At 67.8% G+C, this 16,175-nt stretch carries 11 protein-coding genes and 1 pseudogene; 5 read left to right on the top strand and 7 right to left on the bottom strand.

From position 1 onward, the window contains the following. Positions 1-40 precede the first annotated feature (40 nt). From Q9246_RS09050 to Q9246_RS09035, 4 genes are all read left to right on the top strand, one after another. Positions 41-730 carry a response regulator transcription factor gene (locus Q9246_RS09050; RefSeq protein WP_306397131.1) on the top strand — a complete coding sequence of 230 codons (690 nt, stop codon included), beginning with the start codon at positions 41-43 and terminating at the stop codon, positions 728-730. Beyond that, positions 717-1,964, top strand: coding sequence for a sensor histidine kinase (locus Q9246_RS09045; RefSeq protein WP_306397129.1), 1,248 nt, complete (start codon positions 717-719; stop codon positions 1,962-1,964). The genes Q9246_RS09050 and Q9246_RS09045 overlap by 14 nt, the downstream gene beginning before the upstream one ends. An 86-nt stretch (positions 1,965-2,050) precedes the next feature. After that, complete coding sequence (locus Q9246_RS09040) at positions 2,051-3,691, top strand: phosphoethanolamine transferase (protein WP_306397124.1); 1,641 nt, start codon at positions 2,051-2,053, stop codon at positions 3,689-3,691. After that, complete coding sequence (locus Q9246_RS09035; protein WP_306397119.1) at positions 3,691-4,410, top strand: phosphatase PAP2 family protein; 720 nt, start codon at positions 3,691-3,693, stop codon at positions 4,408-4,410. Before Q9246_RS09040 ends, Q9246_RS09035 begins: the two co-directional genes overlap by 1 nt. Before the next feature lie 21 nt (positions 4,411-4,431). Here the strand turns inward: Q9246_RS09035 and Q9246_RS09030 are convergent, their stop codons facing one another. The 7 genes and pseudogenes from Q9246_RS09030 to Q9246_RS09000 form a co-directional block, all read right to left on the bottom strand. After that, positions 4,432-6,615: an efflux RND transporter permease subunit gene (locus Q9246_RS09030; protein ID WP_422802364.1), complete on the bottom strand. Its 2,184-nt coding sequence runs from the start codon at positions 6,613-6,615 to the stop codon at positions 4,432-4,434. After that, a pseudogene (locus Q9246_RS09025) lies at positions 6,507-7,667 on the bottom strand (efflux RND transporter permease subunit); the annotation flags it as partial. The pseudogene Q9246_RS09025 and the gene Q9246_RS09030, both read right to left, overlap by 109 nt. 10 nt (positions 7,668-7,677) lie before the next feature. Further along, entirely contained in the window at positions 7,678-8,802 is a 1,125-nt protein-coding gene (locus Q9246_RS09020) for an efflux RND transporter periplasmic adaptor subunit (protein WP_306397117.1), read from the bottom strand. A 409-nt stretch (positions 8,803-9,211) separates the two neighbouring features. Then, the gene (locus tag Q9246_RS09015) at positions 9,212-9,949 is read right to left on the bottom strand and encodes a 2OG-Fe dioxygenase family protein (RefSeq protein WP_306397112.1); all 738 of its coding nucleotides are present in this window, start codon (positions 9,947-9,949) and stop codon (positions 9,212-9,214) included. 65 nt (positions 9,950-10,014) lie between these two features. Further along, a complete protein-coding gene (locus Q9246_RS09010) occupies positions 10,015-10,833 on the bottom strand; it encodes a DUF2306 domain-containing protein (protein WP_306397110.1) in 819 nt (272 codons plus the stop codon). Between the two features lie 75 nt (positions 10,834-10,908). After that, complete coding sequence (locus tag Q9246_RS09005; RefSeq protein WP_306397107.1) at positions 10,909-13,278, bottom strand: M1 family metallopeptidase; 2,370 nt, start codon at positions 13,276-13,278, stop codon at positions 10,909-10,911. A 110-nt stretch (positions 13,279-13,388) separates the two neighbouring features. Next, the gene (locus Q9246_RS09000; protein WP_306397104.1) at positions 13,389-14,429 is read right to left on the bottom strand and encodes a hypothetical protein; all 1,041 of its coding nucleotides are present in this window, start codon (positions 14,427-14,429) and stop codon (positions 13,389-13,391) included. Between the two features lie 226 nt (positions 14,430-14,655). Here Q9246_RS09000 and Q9246_RS08995 point away from each other — a divergent pair, with 226 nt between their 5' ends. Then, complete coding sequence (locus Q9246_RS08995) at positions 14,656-16,167, top strand: hypothetical protein (protein WP_306397103.1); 1,512 nt, start codon at positions 14,656-14,658, stop codon at positions 16,165-16,167. The last annotated feature ends 8 nt before the right edge of the window (positions 16,168-16,175 follow it).

Here is a 16,175-nt window from a genome sequence, read left to right as displayed (position 1 = left end):
CCGTGCCGGGGCGCGCGCCATTTCACCTTACAATGAACGCATGCGCATCCTCATCGTCGAAGACAATCCCGACATCCTGGCCAACCTGTACGGCTTTCTGGAGCCCAAGGGCTATACCGTCGATTCGGCCCGCAACGGCTATGGCGGCCTTGCGCTGGCATCCGAAAACACCTATGACGTGATCGTCCTCGACGTCATGCTGCCGGGCCTGAGTGGCCTGGAACTGTGCCAGAAGCTGCGCGCCGAACTGCACAGCCCCGCGCCGGTGCTGATGCTGACCGCGCGCGACAGCCTGCTCGACAAGGTGGCGGGTTTCGACAGCGGCGCCGACGACTACCTGGTCAAGCCGTTCTCGCTGGTCGAACTCGACGTGCGCCTGAAGGCGCTGGCGCGGCGGGCGGGGGGGCAGCATGCCATCAGCCGCGTCCTGCGCTTCGGCGGGCTGGTGTTCGATCCGGACCAGCAGGAAGCGTCGCGCGACGGCGCCAGGGTGTCCCTCACCAGGACTGGCTACATACTGCTGCGCTGCCTGATGGCGGCGGCGCCGCGCATCGTGCCGCGCGAAGCGCTGGAGCAGGCGGTCTGGGGCGAAGACCGTCCCGAGAGCGACGCCTTGCGCACGCACATCCATGCGCTGCGCCAGGCGGTCGACAAGCCGTTCGACACGCCCCTGGTCCATACCATCCCCGGCGTGGGCTACCGCCTGGCGCTGCCCGATGCGCAAGGCTGATTCGCTGAGCCGGCCGATCGTCGGCGCCTTCATCCTGTTCGGCGTGGTGCTGTCGCTGTTCTTCGCCGTGCTGGCGGCGCTGGTGGTCGAGGGTATCGAGGTGCACCTTGTCGACGAACGGTTGGCCGAGGTCGAGAAGTGGGCGCGCCCCCGGGCCGCGGCCGGACTGACGGCCGACCTGCCGGCCGGGCTGCGCTTCCATCGCGGCGAACAGATACCGGGCTCGCTGCGCGGGCTGCCGGCCGGCGTGTCCGAGGCCGAAGTCGACGGCATCGGCCTGCACGTATTGTCCGGCGCCGACGAGCAGGGTCCGTATGTCGTGGTCGACCATGAGAGCGACTACGAGCAGATCGAACTGCTCGTGTATTCGATGTTCGCCGCGCTGTTCGGCGGTTTCGTGATCCTGGCGCTGTTCCTGGGCCGTTTCGTCGGCCGGCGCATCGTCACGCCGATCCGCGAACTGGCGGATGCCGTCGGCCATGGCGCTTCGTTCTCGCCGCATACCCGGCGTGGCGACGAACTGGGCATCCTGGCGCGGGCGCTGGATGCGCATACCACGGAGTTGCGCCAGTTCCTCGACCGCGAGCGCTTCTTCACGGGCGACGTCAGCCACGAACTGCGCACGCCGCTCACGGTCATCATGGGCGCCGCCGAGATCCTGGTCGAGAACGCCGACAGCCCCGCGGTGCGGGCGCCGGCCCAGCGCATCTACCGCGCTGCGCAGGAAGCGACCGAATGCGTGACCGTCCTGCTGCTGCTGGCGCGCGCGCCGCAACTGGGGTCGTTCGCGCCGGTGTCGGTGAGCGAGATCGCGCGCCGCGAGACCGAGCGCTATCAGTCGCTGGTGGCGGGCAAGCCGGTGATCCTGCGCTGCGTCGGCAGCGCGCAGGTAAGCGTGCGCGCGCCGGCCGAATTGTGCGCGTCGGCGCTGGCCAACCTGGTGCGCAATGCCTGTCAATACACGGAGCAGGGCGAGGTGACCGTGGTGATCGAACCCGGCAGGGTCACGGTCGAAGACACGGGGCGCGGCTTGCCGGAGGCGGTGCGCCTGACGCTGGGCGAGAGCGAAGGCGCGCTGGCGATTCCCTCGAGCGGTTCGGCCGGCACCGGGCTGGGCCTGTCGCTCGTCAAGCGCATCTGCGAATATCTCGGAGCCGCACTGGTCTACGAGAACCGCCAGGGCGGCGGCAGCCGCTTCACGATCGTCTTTCCTGCCGACTTCACGCAATCCTGACACCGGCTTGACGCCGCCCTGCAGGGCGCGTCTCTAACCTGTCAGCACTGCAGCCACCACGGCTGCGATGCTGAAAGGATGGAGAAGTGGATAAATACCTGGTGCGGCGCATCGAGGCGCCGATGCTCACGCTGGCCGTGGCGCTGTTGCTGGCAAGCCTGGGCAATGCGAAATTCTGGTCGGTCCTCGTGCTGGCCGCGGGCGGGTTTTCGCTCACCAGCCTGCCGGTACTGGCCGGATCGTTCCTGATCGTGGTCCTGTTCTTCAACGCCTGCCTGACCCTGGCCAGCTTCCGCTACGTCGCCAAGCCGGTGCTGGCGGTCCTGGTGCTGGCCGCCGCCGCGGCCAGCTACTTCATCGTCACCTACGGAATCGTCATCGACCGCGCCATGATCCAGAACGTGTTCGAGACCGATACGCGCGAAGCGACCGAACTGCTGAACTGGCGCATGGTGCTCTGGATCGCCGTGCTGGGCGGGTTGCCGGCGCTGCTGATCGCACGCGCCGATATCCGCTTTCCAAGCGGCGTGCGCGGCCTGTTCGAACGCATCCGCCGGGCGCTCGGCTCGCTGCTGATGGCGGCGCTGGTGCTGGCGCTGCTGTTCAAGAGCCTGGCGCCGATGCTGCACGAACACCGCGAGCTGCGCTTCCTGCTCACGCCCACCAACTTCGTCCAGGCCCTGCACGGCTACCTGCGCAACCGGTTTGCCGCCGACATCGTGGTCGCGCCGCTCGGGCGCGACGCGGTGAAAGGTGCGGCCTGGACCGGACAGGCGCGCCGGACGCTGACCGTGATCGTGGTCGGCGAAACGGCGCGCGCGGCGAGCTTCTCGCTCAACGGCTATGCGCGCGAGACCAATCCGCTGCTGGCGCGCCAGGACGGCTTGATCAATTTTACGCACGTGAGCTCGTGCGGCACCGCGACCGCGGTATCGGTGCCCTGCGTGTTCTCGGCCTTCGGCCGCGAGGACTACAGCCAGTCGAAGGCCGAGCGCCAGGAAGGCCTGCTCGACGTGCTGTCGCATGCCGGCATCGACGTCGTATGGCGCGATAATAATTCGGGCTGCAAGGGCGTGTGCGACCGCGTGGCTTTCGAAGACCTGTCGCGGCCCACCCCTGGCGCCGGGCACTGCGGTGGCGACGAGTGCCATGACGAGCGGCTGCTCGACGGCTTGCCCGAACTGGTGCGCGGCCGTGGCAAGGACCTGGTGGTGGTGCTGCACCAGAAGGGCAGTCACGGCCCGGCCTATGCGCGCCGGCATCCGGCTACGTTCTCGCGCTTCGGGCCGGAATGCGAGACCGGCGAGTTCGAGCGCTGTTCGCGCGCCGAGATCCAGGCGGCCTACGACAACACCATCCTGTATACCGATTACTTCCTGAGCCAGGCCATCGACCGCCTGCGCCAGATGGCGGAACAGGAAGGTGTCGATACCGCGCTGCTGTACTTCTCGGACCACGGCGAGTCGCTGGGCGAGAACAACGTCTACCTGCACGGCACGCCGTACTTCTTCGCGCCGCGCGAACAGACCGAGGTGCCGATGATGTTCTGGATGTCGGACAGCTTCGGCGCGCGCTTCCGGATCGACCGCCGCTGCCTGGCGCAGCGCCGCAATGAGCCGCTCTCGCATGACAATGTATTTCATTCGGTGCTCGGCATGCTCGACGTGAATACCGCCGTCCTCAATCCGCGGCTCGACATCTTCCATGCCTGCGTGAGGGACGCCTGATGCGCGCCACGTTGTTGTCGGCGGCGGCGCTATGGCGCCTGACTGCGGGGCTGGCGGTCGGCGCGCTGGCCATCCTGTGGCTCGGCCGGTTCACCAATCTCGACCTGGCGCTGGCCGACGCGATGTTCGACCGCGGCGCCGGCGCATTCCCGTGGCGCCATGCCTGGCTGACCGAGGCGTTTGGCCATGGGATCCTGAAATGGCCGCTGCTTCTGCTGGGGCTTGGATTCATCGGCGCAGCCTTGTCCGACCTGCTCCGGCCCTCGGCGCAGCGGTCCGCGCTCGACCGCCTGCGGCTGCGCGTCGTCGCCCTGTCCGCCATCTGCGTGCCGGCCGCGGTCGGCACGCTCAAGCAGCTCAGTTCCTCGCATTGTCCGTGGGACTTGCTGCGCTACGGAGGCGAGCAGCCCTATCTGCGCCTGTTCGAGGCCATGCCGGCCGGCGCCATGCCGGGTCAATGCCTGCCCGCCGGGCATGCGTCGAGCGCATTGTGGCTGGTGGCGCTGGCCGTGTACTGGCTGCCCGGGCATTCGGCTCGCGCCGCCAGGATGGCGCTGCTGGTGCTGGTCCCCGGGCTGGCGCTGGGCTGGCTCCAGCAACTGCGCGGCGCGCACTTCCTGACGCACACGCTGTGGTCGGCCTGGATCGCCTGCGCGCTGGCGCTGGCGCTGGTCGCCATGCTGCAGGCCAGGGCAGGGCGGCGGTCGCGCCGTGCCTGATGCCCCGCGGCTGGCGGTGGATCAGCTGGTGCTGGGCTCCTTGGTCGCCGCCGGCGCCGGCGCCGGCTGGCGCCGCAGCCGCCGTCCATGGCGCCTGAACCAGTGCTCCAGGTCGTCGATATAGGTGTACACCGCCGGCACCACAAGCAGGCTCAACAAGGTGGAGGTGATCAGGCCGCCGATCACCGCCACCGCCATCGGCGAGCGGAAGCTCGGGTCGCCCGAGAAGCCCAGGGCGAGGGGCAGCATGCCGGCGCCCATGGCGATGGTGGTCATCACGATCGGGCGGCTCCTCTTGTGGCAGGCGTCGACCAGGGCGTCGAAGCGGTTCATCCCGGCTTCGCGCGCCAGGATCGCGTAGTCGACCAGCAGGATCGAGTTCTTGGTCACGATCCCCATCAGCATGATCAGGCCGATCATGGTCGGCATCGACAGCGCATTGCTGGTCAGGAGCAGGGCGACGAAGGCCCCGCCGATCGACAGCGGCAGCGCGGCCAGGATCGTCACCGGTTGCATGAAGTCCGAGAACAGCAGCACCAGCACGCCGTAGATGCACAGCACGCCGATCAGCATCGCCACGCCGAAGCTGTTGAACAGCGCCTGCATCTCTTGCGCGTCGCCCAGCTCCGCGATCGTCACCGAGGACGGCAGCGACTGGAATACCGGCAGCGCGCGCGCCTCGGCGTTCACTTCGCCCAGCGAGCGGCCAGACAGCTCGACGTCGAGCGTCACGTTGCGGCTGCGGTTCAGGCGGTCGATCTGGGCCGGGCCGCTTTCCATCGTGATGTCGGCAACGGTGGACAACAGCACCGGGCCGTTGGCACCGGGCACCGTCAGGCGGCCGATCGCATCGAGGTCGGCGCGCACCGCGTCCGGCAGCTTGACCCGGATCGGCACCTGGCGCTCGTCCAGGTTCATCTTGGCCAGCGACTGCTCGTAGTCGCCGGCGGTGGCCACGCGCACCGTCTCGCCGATCGACGCCGCCGTCACGCCCAGGTCGGCCGCGCGCGCAAAATCGGGCCGCACGATGATCTCGGGCCGCACCAGCGAGGCGCTGGAGCTGACGTTGCCGATGCCGCTCAAGGTGCGCAATTCGCGCTCGGCCTGGCGCGCCGCCGCGGTCAGCGCCTGGGCGTCGTCGCTGCGCAGCACCAGCTGCATCTTGGCGCCGGCGTCGGGCACGCCGACCGTGAAGCGGGCGCCGGGGATGCCGCCCAGCCGCTGGCGGATGGCGTTCTCGATCACGCCCAGCTTCATGTCGCGGTCGCTGCGGTGGACGGTGGTGATGGTCAGCACGGCGCGCCGCGCCTCGGCCGCCGCACCGGGCGAGAAGGCGTCGCCGCTGGAGCCGCCGCCGATCGAGCTGAACACGCCCTGGACGCCGTCGACGGCCATGACCTCTTGGCGCACCCGTTCGGCCACCGCCCGGGTCTGGGCCAGGGTGGCGCCCGGCGGCAGCTCGACGTTGACCTGGGTCTGCGAGCGGTCCGCCGGCGGGATGAAGCCGGTCGGCAGCAGCGGCACCAGAGCCAGCGAGCCGACGAAGAACAGGGCCGCCCCTAACATGGTCAGGCCGCGCCGGCGCAGGCACCACTGCATCACCACCAGGTAGCGCCGCATCAGCGGGCCATCCTGCGGCGCGTGGCCGTCGGCGCCAAGCGGCTTTTTTGGCGCCTTGAGCAGGTAGGCGCACATCATCGGCGTCAGCAGGCGCGCCACCAGCAGCGAGGCCAGGATGGCCAGCACCGCGGTCCAGCCGAACTGCTTGAAGAATTTACCCGGGATGCCGCCCATGAAGGCGGTCGGGAGGAACACCGCGACCAGGGCGAAGGTGGTGGCAATGACCGCCATCCCGATCTCGTCGGCCGCTTCCAGCGCGGCCTGCATCGGCGTCTTGCCCATGTGGAGGTGGCGCGAGATGTTCTCGATCTCGACGATCGCATCGTCCACCAGCACCCCGACCACCAGGGCCAGCGACAGCAGGGTCACCATATTGAGCGTGTAGCCGAACAGGTACTGGCCCAGGAAGGCCGGGATCACCGACAGCGGCAGGGCGGCGGCCGCGATCAGGGTCNGGCCAGCGACAGCAGGGTCACCATATTGAGCGTGTAGCCGAACAGGTACTGGCCCAGGAAGGCCGGGATCACCGACAGCGGCAGGGCGGCGGCCGCGATCAGGGTCGCGCGCCAGTCGCGCAGGAACCACCACACCACCAGCACCGCCAGCAGCGCGCCTTCGTACAGCATGTGCATCGAGGCGTCGAAGTTTTCCTCGACCGAGTACGAGTTGTCGATCACTTCCTTGATCACCAGCCTGGGATTCTCTTGCCCCAGTTGCGCCATCGCGGCGCGCGCGCCCAGGGCGACGTCGATCTCGCCGGCGCCGCGGGTGCGGAACACCTCGAAGGCGACCACCTTGCGGCCATCCTGTTCGGCCAGCGCGCGCTGCTCCTCGACCGTGTCGGTCACATTCGCCACCTGGTCGAGGCGCACGTGGCGGCCGTCCGGCAGCGGGATGTCCATTGCCGCCAGCTGCTGCGCCGTCTGCACGGTGGCCAGGGTGCGCACCGATTGCTCTACCCCGGCCACGTCGCCGCGTCCGCCCGGCGCCTCGCGCTGCACATTGCGCAACTGGCGCGAGATGTCCAGCGCCGATACCCGCAATGCCGCCATGCGCTGGTCGTCGAGCTCGACCCGCACCTCGCGCGTCACGCCGCCCACGCGCTTGACGGCGCCCAGGCCGGGCACGCTCAGCAGGCGCTTGGCCACGTCGTTGTCGACGAACCAGCTCAGGTCCTGGTCGTCCAGGCCGGCACCCTTGGCCGCTTCCACGGTGAAGGTCGAGACCACGCGGCCGGCGGTGGCGGTCTTGGTGACCGTGGGGTCGCGCATCTCGGCCGGCATGTCGGCGCGCACGCGCGAGACGGCGTCGCGCACGTCGTTGACGGCGTCGGCCGGATCGCGCTCGAGGATGAACTCGACCGTGATGGTGGCCACGCCGTCCAGCACGCGGGTATAGATGTTCTTGATGCCTTGCAGGGTGGCGATCGAGTCTTCCATCTTGCGCGCGACCTCGGTCTCGAGCTGGGCCGGGGCGGCGCCGTCGAGGGTCGCGGTGACGGTCACGATCGGCAGTTCGATGTCCGGAAAGTCCTGCACCTTGCTGGCATTGAAGGCCAGCAGGCCCGCCACGGTGAGCAGGACGAACAGCATGATCGCCGGGATCGGGTTGCGGATCGAGAGGGCGGAGAAATTCATCGCGTCGTCCTCAACGCGCCGCCGGCGCGGCGATATTGCGCACCAGGTCGCCGTCATTGAGGAAGCCGGCGCCCTGGACCACGATCGGCGTGTCGGCATTCAATCCACTGACCACCTCGACCCGCTCGCCCAGGCGGCGGCCGAGGCTCACCTTCACCTGGCTCACGCGGCTGTCCGGATTCAGGCGGAACACATAGCTGAAGCCATCGCGCACCGCGACCGCCTGCTGCGGCACCGTCAGCGCATTCGAGGCGCCCAGCTCGAAGCGCCCGCTGGCGAACATGCCGGCCTTGAGCGGCATGTCGCCCGACAGCGCCGGCGGCAGGTCGACGTAGATCAGGGCGACGCGAGTCTGCGGATCGACCGACGGCGCCACGGTGCGCACCTTGCCGGCGACTTCGACGCCGCTGGCGGCGCGCACCACGGCGCGGCTGCCGGGCTTGATGCGGCCCAGGTCTTGCGCGACGACTTCGGCGCGCCATTCGAGGCGGCCCTGGCGGATCATGCGGAACAGCTCCGTGCCGACGCCCACCACGGCGCCCACGGTGGCGCTGCGCGCCGAGATCACGCCGCTGTCGGGCGCGACCACCTGCGTGTACTTGAGGCGCAGGTTCTGCTGGGTGAGCGTGGCCTGGGCCGACTTGACGCGCGCCGCGGCGGTCAGTTCGCCGGTGACGTATTGCGTGACCTGCTGCGCGCTCAGGGCGCCCGAGCTTTCCAGCTTGCGGGCGCGGTCGGCGTTCGCCTTCGCTTCCTGGGCATTGGCCCGGGCTTCGAGCAGCGCGGCGCGCGCGCCTTCGATCTCGGCGCGCACCGTTTCATCGGCAAACACCGCCAGCACCTGGCCCTTCTTGACCGTGTCGCCGACGTTGACCCGCACCTCGGCCAGGCGCAGCCCATTCGACTCGCTGCCGATGACCGCTTCCTGCCAGGCGGCGATGCTGCCGTTTGCCGTCAGGACGATCGGCAGGCTGGCGGTGGCGGGGCGGGCGGTGGTGACGCTCAGGGCGGGACGCGGCGGCGCTTTCTCGTCCTTGGCAGTGGCGCGGTTTGCCGTCGCCAGGGCAATGGCGGCGCACAGCGCGGCGGCGCCGAGCGCGAGGCCCAAGGCACGGGGATGTCGTATCGTTATCATAGTGTCTCTGTCTTCTGAGGTAGCCATGAAGTGTAGCAAATGCGACTTCGGCCATAGGGGGCCGCACGACCGCGTCCAGTGCCGTTGCTTGGCGGATACATACCAAATTCACGCAGGATGCATTGAGATTGCTCAACAATCGGGATATCCGGGCCGCGTGAAGGCCGAAACCGAGGGAAGCGGGAGAAAAGCGATTTGCGCAGTGCCGCAAACGCTTCTACAGACGGGGCCGTTTAGAGTGCTTCCTCTATTGAAACAACTACAGTAGTTCTACCGTATTGCACTGCACAATAAAAAGGACTATATTAGAACCGTCTCCTCCAGTTTTCTCCGAAAATTGGATTCCCGCCCGCCAACCTTCAGGTTCGCGGGCGTTTTTTTTGCTGGTGGACGGTGTTTCTTGAAAGGCTCAGGCGTCTTCGCCCTGGAAGGCATTGGCGCGCCAGGTCAGCACCAGGGTGTCGCGGTGCCCATGGTCGCCCAGCGGCTGGATCGGGGTCGATTCATGGATCACGGCGGCATCGTCCAGCAGCAGCAGGGTCCAGGGTTCGAGCATCGTGAAGCGCTGGCCGTTGGGGCCGTCGGCCTCGAACACGCGCGTCTCGCCGCCCTTGATGTCCTTGCGCCCGATCAGGATGACGGCCACGAAGTTGACGCCGTCGCGGTGCGCGCCTTCGGGCGTGGGGCGGCCGATGCCGTCGGCGGTATCGATGCGGAACTGGTGCGCCTCGACGAACCAGCGCCGCTGGCCCGCCACGTCGGAACAGACCGCGCCCAGTGCGCTCACCAGCCGCTCCCAGGCCGGATTGGCGACGGTGGCCGCTTCCATCGGCGCGAACAGGCGGTGCATGCCGCCGTGCAGCGCGTTGTACTCGACCGGTTGCCAGTGCGCGCGATGCGGGGTCTGGGCCAACTGGCCGCCATCGTCGATGAAGCAGGAATGGCGACGGCGCCGGTAGCGGCCGCCGTCCTTGAGGTATTCGTCGAGTTCGAGCCGGTCCCAGCTCGGCACGAGCGAGTCCAGCGCGTCGATGCCGCAGCCGGCCAGCGCCGCGACGTCGCGGGGACGCAGGACGGCGTAGCCGGTGCTGCGCAGGGCATCCGTCAGCTGCGACGGTTCGATATAAGGCAGTTGCGTGGTAGTCATCCCGTTAGCGTAGCACCTTTCGTCTTTACGGGTGAGGGCCCCCGTCGAAGGAAGGATGCGTCAGATCAGGCGAACAGCGGGGCCAGGCGGCGCCCGATATGCGGCAGCCAGTAGGCATGGGCGAACAGCCAGGTCGCCGCCAGCAGCACCAGCACCAGCGCCACGATGCCGGCCTGGCCCAGCACGCGGCGCGGCATCGAGAACGACGGCGGCGACGCGCGCCGGATGAAGTACTCGGCCACCAGCAGGTTCGGCAGGTAGAAGAAGAAACTCATCGTCATGTCGAACGGTCCGTCGAAGGTATCGGTATGGCCCGCGCCGCCCAGCCCCTTGAGCCAGATGCCGTAGTACATGCGGTACAGCCAGAAGCCGATGCCGAGCGCGAACAGGCGGATCGCCCACGCGCGGTGCAGGTCGAACCGGCGCGCAAGCGCATGGCGCCAGGCCTGCACCGCCGCCAGCACCGTCAGCACGCCGTACAGGCCGAAGCCGACCTCCATCACGATGCCGCCCACCGCGCCTTCCAGGGCCAGGTAGGACAGGCCGCCGACGCCGGCCAGCAGGGCCGAGACCACGTACACGCGGCCGGTCCAGCGGTGCAGGCGCGCGTAGCGCGTGCGCAGGGCGGTGATGAATTGCAGGGGGCCGAGCAGCAGCACGCTGGAGCCGGCGATGAAGTGCATGCCGATCATCGTGGCCGCAGCGATGGCGCCGGGCTGGTAGAGGCGCGGCAGCACCGCGTTCCAGTCCTTCTCGAGGGTGCCGGCCAGGATCGCGCCGCCATAGAACACGGCGATATAGATGCTGAAGATGCCGGTGCTGATCCAGACGATGGCGAGCAGGGAACGCAGCGGGAGCCCGCTGCGGGTCATGGGGTGCGACATGGCGGCGTGCTCCGGGTTCTACATGAACCCGATTCTACCGCCGCGCCGCCACCACTAGTCAAGTGTCGCGGGCGATCAAGGCGCAGGCGAAGGAACCGCGGCCGGCCTGGCGCCGGGCGACATCTCGCGCATCAGGTTACCCGGATCGCGGTCGGTCTTGAACAGCTCCAGGCGCGCCGGCACGGGCTTTCTTGGCCAGGCATTGTTGCTGGTGTCGATGTCCGCGGTTTCCCAGAACGGATCCTGGACCAGGCCCACGATCGGTTCGTCGGTGACGAACAGGCGGGTAATCCTGGTGGGCGAATTGCGCCAGACCTGGGCCGGGATGCGTTCGATGGTCTTCTTGCCGCTCTTGAGTTCGATCTCGACGATCAGCGGCATCACCAGCCCGCCGCGGTTGGAGAAGTCGACCAGCGTCAGGTGCTTGCCTTCCTTGAGCAGGGCCTTTTCCCAGTCTTCCAGGCCGTCCACCATCTCGTTGTAGCGCTTGCGGTCCTTCTCGGTGACGGTGTAGTCGTCATGCTCGTTGTAGAAGTCCTTCAGCTCCGGATGGCGGTCGACGCGGCGCTCCATGCCTTCGTCGCGCTGCTCGGTGAGCGACACCGGTTCGGCATTCCTGCGCGCGCGCGCCATGGCCTTCTCGACGTCCGGGTTGCGGCTGCTCACCGTGTACTCGGTCATGCCGTCGACGCTGATGTCGACCGCGTCGTTGGTATAGAACCAGCCGCGCCAGAACCAGTCGAGGTCCGTGCCCGAGGCGTCTTCCATGGTGCGGAAGAAGTCGGCCGGGGTCGGGCGCTTGAACTTCCAGCGATTCACGTATTCCCTGAACGCGAAGTCGAACAGTTCGCGTCCGAGGACGGTCTCGCGCAGGATCACCAATGCGGTGGCCGGCTTGCCGTAGGCGCTGTGGCCACGCTGCAGGTTCGATTCGGCATTGGTCATGATCGGGGTCTGGTTCGGGCTGCGCATATAGGCCGCGATGTCGCGCGGCTCGCCGCGCCGGCTCGGGTAGCCTTTTTCCCAGGCCTGCTCGGCCAGGAACTGCACGAAGCTGTTCATGCCTTCGTCCATCCAGGTCCACTGGCGCTCGTCCGAGTTGACGATCATCGGGAAGTAATTGTGGCCGACCTCGTGGATGATCACGCTGATCAGGCCATACTTGGCGGCTTTCGAATAGGTGATCTCGCCGGTCTTGGCATCCTTCACCGGACGGCGCCCGTTAAACGACAGCATCGGGTATTCCATGCCGCCCACCGGGCCGTTGACCGAGATCGCCACCGGATACGGGTAATCGAGCGCGTACTTGTTGTACTGCTCGATGGTGTGGATCACGGCCGGTGTCGAGTAGCGTTCCCACAGCGGGTTGGCTTCCTTCGGATAGAACGACATCGCCATCACGTCCTGCTTGCCGCTCTTGATGCCCTGGGCGTCCCAGATGAACTTGCGGCTCGAGGCGAACGCGAAGTCGCGCACGTTCTTCGCACTGAAGCGCCACGTTTTGGTGCCGCTGGCGCGGCCCTTCTCGGCGCGCTCGGCCTCCTGCTGGCTGACGATGATCACCGGCTTGCTGGCGGTCCGGGCCTGTTTCAGGCGTTCGCGCTGGGCGCTTGTGAGCACCTCGCCCGCGTTCTGCAGTTCGCCGGTAGCGGTGACCACGTGGTCGCTGGGCGCCGTGATCGACACGTCGTAGTCGCCGAATTCGAGCGTGAACTCGCCGTCGCCCAGGTACTGGGCGTTACGCCAGCCGGCGGCGTCGTAATAGGCGGCCATGCGCGGGAACCACTGCGCGATCTCGTAGATGTCGTTGCCGTCGTCGAAGCGCTCGAAGCCCATGCGGCGTCCCAGCACGTTCATCTCGGGCACGTTGAAGCGCCAGCTCACGTTGAACGACAGGCGCGCGCCGGGCTTGAGCGGCTGCGGCAGGTCGATCCGCATCATGGTCTTGTTGATGGTGTGGGCCAGCGGACGGCCGTTGCTGGCGGTCACGCTCTCGATGTCGATGCCGCCGGCGAAGGTGCGCGATTCGAGCGCATGGCGCAGCGTCTCGAACTTCACGCCATCGTTGCCGCGTGCCTGCCAGGCCTCGCGCGAGGGCAGGGTGGCGATGCTGCGGTTGTCCGAATCCGGACGGAACATGTTCTGGTCCAGCTGCACCCACAGGTAGGACAGGGTGTCAGGGGAGTTGTTGTAGTAGGTCACCGTGCCGGCGCCATTGAGGGCGCGCTTGCTTTCGTCGAGCGTGACGCGGATCTTGTAGTCGGCGCGCTGCTGCCAGTAGGCGTGGCCCGGCGCGCCGGACGCGGTGCGGGTCGCGCCCGGCGTCGGCAGCAGCTCGTCGAGCTGGCGGAACTTGTCGTCGAAGGGTGCGGCGGCGTGGGCAGGCGCGGCGAACGCCGCGACGGCGAGGCATAGCGCTGCCACGCCAATGGGCAAACGGAACATGGATCCCCTGGGTTTGTCGTTGAAGTTAGAAAAGAATTCTAGCTTTGATACTCATCAACTGCTCAGTGGAATTGTAAAAATGCTGATACATGCAGCGCTTGCGAGAGGCCTCAGGCCAGCCAGCGCCCGTCCGCGAACACCTGTTCCTCGCCCAGGTAGACCGCCTCGGTCACCGCGAACACGTCGATGTGATAGCGCGCATCCTTGCGCTTGAAGCCGGGCTTCGGATACACGCCGTGCTTGGCGCCGAGCGACAGGTGAACGCCGCACATGCGCTCGTAGGTACCGATATCGTCCACCCGCAGTTCGCGCGTGAATGCGCGGTTCAGGCCGAAGCCCAGTTCGCGCACCCAGACTTCGCCCTCGTCGGCGGTGATGTTGTCGAGCACCTGCTGGAAGGCCGGGGTCGCGTTCTCGGTCGCCACCACGCGGCCGCGCTCGATCAGCAGCGTCACCGGCACGTCCGGGCGGTTCGAGCGGTAGCTGGTGTCGCCGAACACGTGGACCTGCACCCGGCCATACACCGCCTCCAGGTCGAGCGCTTCGGTGAACACCTCGCCGATCGGGAACTGGCCGCCGACGTTCTTCATGTCGCTGTAGTCGCCGATATTCAGTTTGGCCGGCTCGAACGGCGAAGCGAAGGTGAGCGTTTCGCCGCCGCCGACCACGCGGCCGTGCGGCGCGCGGTCGATGCGTTCCTTGAGCGCGCGCCCGGTGCCGCGGAAATAGGCCGGGTCGTAGGCCAGCGCGTCGATATAGTGTTCGCCCTGGATGCCCGGCATGCGCGACAGGTGCACGTGCTCGATCACTTTCAAATCCAGCTTGAACAGCTCGACCCGCATGCGAAAGCCGTCGAGACGGAAATTCGACGACTGCAGCAGCACCACCAGCTCACCCGCGTTCATGGTGCCGAAGGCCGCCAGCACCGCTTGCGGCGCCACGGCGTCGAAGTCGATGAATTGCGCATCCGGCAGGTTGTGGCGATAGGCCGCCAGCAGCGCGCGCGACAGGCCGGTGCGGGTGTCGTAGACCACCAGCGCCTTCTGCCCGGGCCCGTGTTCGAGCGCGATCGTCAGCACGTCATGCAGATGCCTGGTGGCGGCATCGATGGCATGCGCAGGGAGGTCGTCGTGGGAATCGGCAGCGGTCATGGCGGAATCGGGAAGGGTGGACGGGCAGGCGGCCATTATACGTATCTCTCACAAAAGTTCCCCGCCAGGATAGGCCATGAGGCCGCTTTCAGCTCACTTATTGATCCGTCCGGGATCGCACCGCGCTACCTCGTGAACAGCGCGCCGCGCGGCAGTATGCGGAGCTATCATTTGAGCAATAGCAAGGACCATGACGCGGCTTGTGGGCCGTGTTTCGGCAAATCATATGGCAGAGCGAAAGGCAGTGATGGCGTATCGATGGGAAACCCCTGCCAGCATCTGGCAGGAAAGCGAAGAAAATGGCGAGTTTTCCCTGCTCGCCAGCGAGGGCCTGGGGCCAGTCGACTGGCAGGGCCGGGCGCGTGCGCGCCTGCCCGACGTCGCCCACGTGCTCGGCGCCTCGCTCCCCCTCGATTGCCGCTGCGCGCCAATCTATCCCGAAGGTTTCGCCTATTGCCCGCGCTGCGGGCGCCCGCTGCTGCGGCTATCCGGCGCGCCGGCGCGGGCACGCGGATGGTGGGGCCCGGGCGGCGACGAGGCCCTGCCGCGCCACGTGCCGCACGGCTTGCCGGTCACGTCGCTACCGCTCGGCGACAGCCTCGAAGAACGGCCGGCGGCGCCAACGCCCGGCCGCTGCGACCTGGCGATGCCGGCGCCGCCCAATGCCTGCTCGGTATTCGCCGCCGCCGGTTTCGGCTTTCCCGGCGAACGCCTGCTGGCGCTGGCGCACACGCGCGGCGTGCTGCAGTATTGGGATCCGCTGGCCGCCAGCTGGCATGTGCTCACGCCCGAGGCGGGCGCCGCCAGCCTGGTGTTCACCGCGTCCAGCCACGCCTGGATTCCGGCGCTCGATCCTCGACGTGGTGAGGCTGGCGTGGTGCCGGGTCTCGATGGCCTGCAGCGGCTGTGGATCGATCCGGTCAGCGAGACCTATCGCACCGAGACCGTATTGGCCGCGCCCATCGTGGCGGCGCCGGGCATCATGCGGCGCCACCTGGCCTGCCTGGCTGGCGGCGCCGATGGCGTGCGCCTGTGGAGCCTGCGCCTCGACCTGCATGAGGTGCAGGAATATGCATGTCCTGATGCGCCATCGGCTGGCTGGAGCCGGCCCCTCGGCTACGACGGCCGCCTGATCTGGCTGCACGCGCAAGGGCAGCTCGCATGGCGGCCGGGCGAGGCGCCGCTATTCACGCCCTGGCCCCTGCACTGGCAGCCGCGCCTGGATTTCGGCGGGCCGACGCAGAGCCGCGACGGCCGCCTGTGGCAGATCGGGCACGATGGCCACGGCTATTCCTATCTCGAACTGGGCGCCGGCATCGACCACCTGCCGGCGCGGATGGCGATCGACGGCGCGCGCCTGGGCTTCGCCAACTTCCTGTTCCGGCGCGGGCATCCGGTGCTGGACGATCCGTGGTCGAACGAGCACGTCGAAGACCCGCACCACGACGACACCCTGGTGCTGCCGCTGCTGCGCAGTTTTAACAATAACCGCAGCCAGCCGAGCGGGCTGGTGCTGCGCTTCCACAAGGTTAACTTCCGGGCGGAGGAAGCCTTGGGCGATCGTGCCATCGCGCGCACCACGGTGGAGTGGATCGGCCGCCGCAACGTGATCCTTGACGAGATCGCGCGCCTGGCGCGGCCGCTCGAATGCGTGCCGATCGTGGCGGGCGGTTGCCTGTGGCTGCACCACCCGGACTGGAACCAGATGCGCGGCTGGCGCCTGGATGAGTCGCTGTGATAACGACC

The sequence above is a fragment of the Telluria beijingensis genome (assembly GCF_030770395.1).
Classification (GTDB): domain Bacteria; phylum Pseudomonadota; class Gammaproteobacteria; order Burkholderiales; family Burkholderiaceae_D; genus Telluria; species Telluria beijingensis.
The sequence above is the reverse complement of the archived record's forward strand: the minus strand, read 5'-3'. Positions and strand labels throughout refer to the sequence as shown.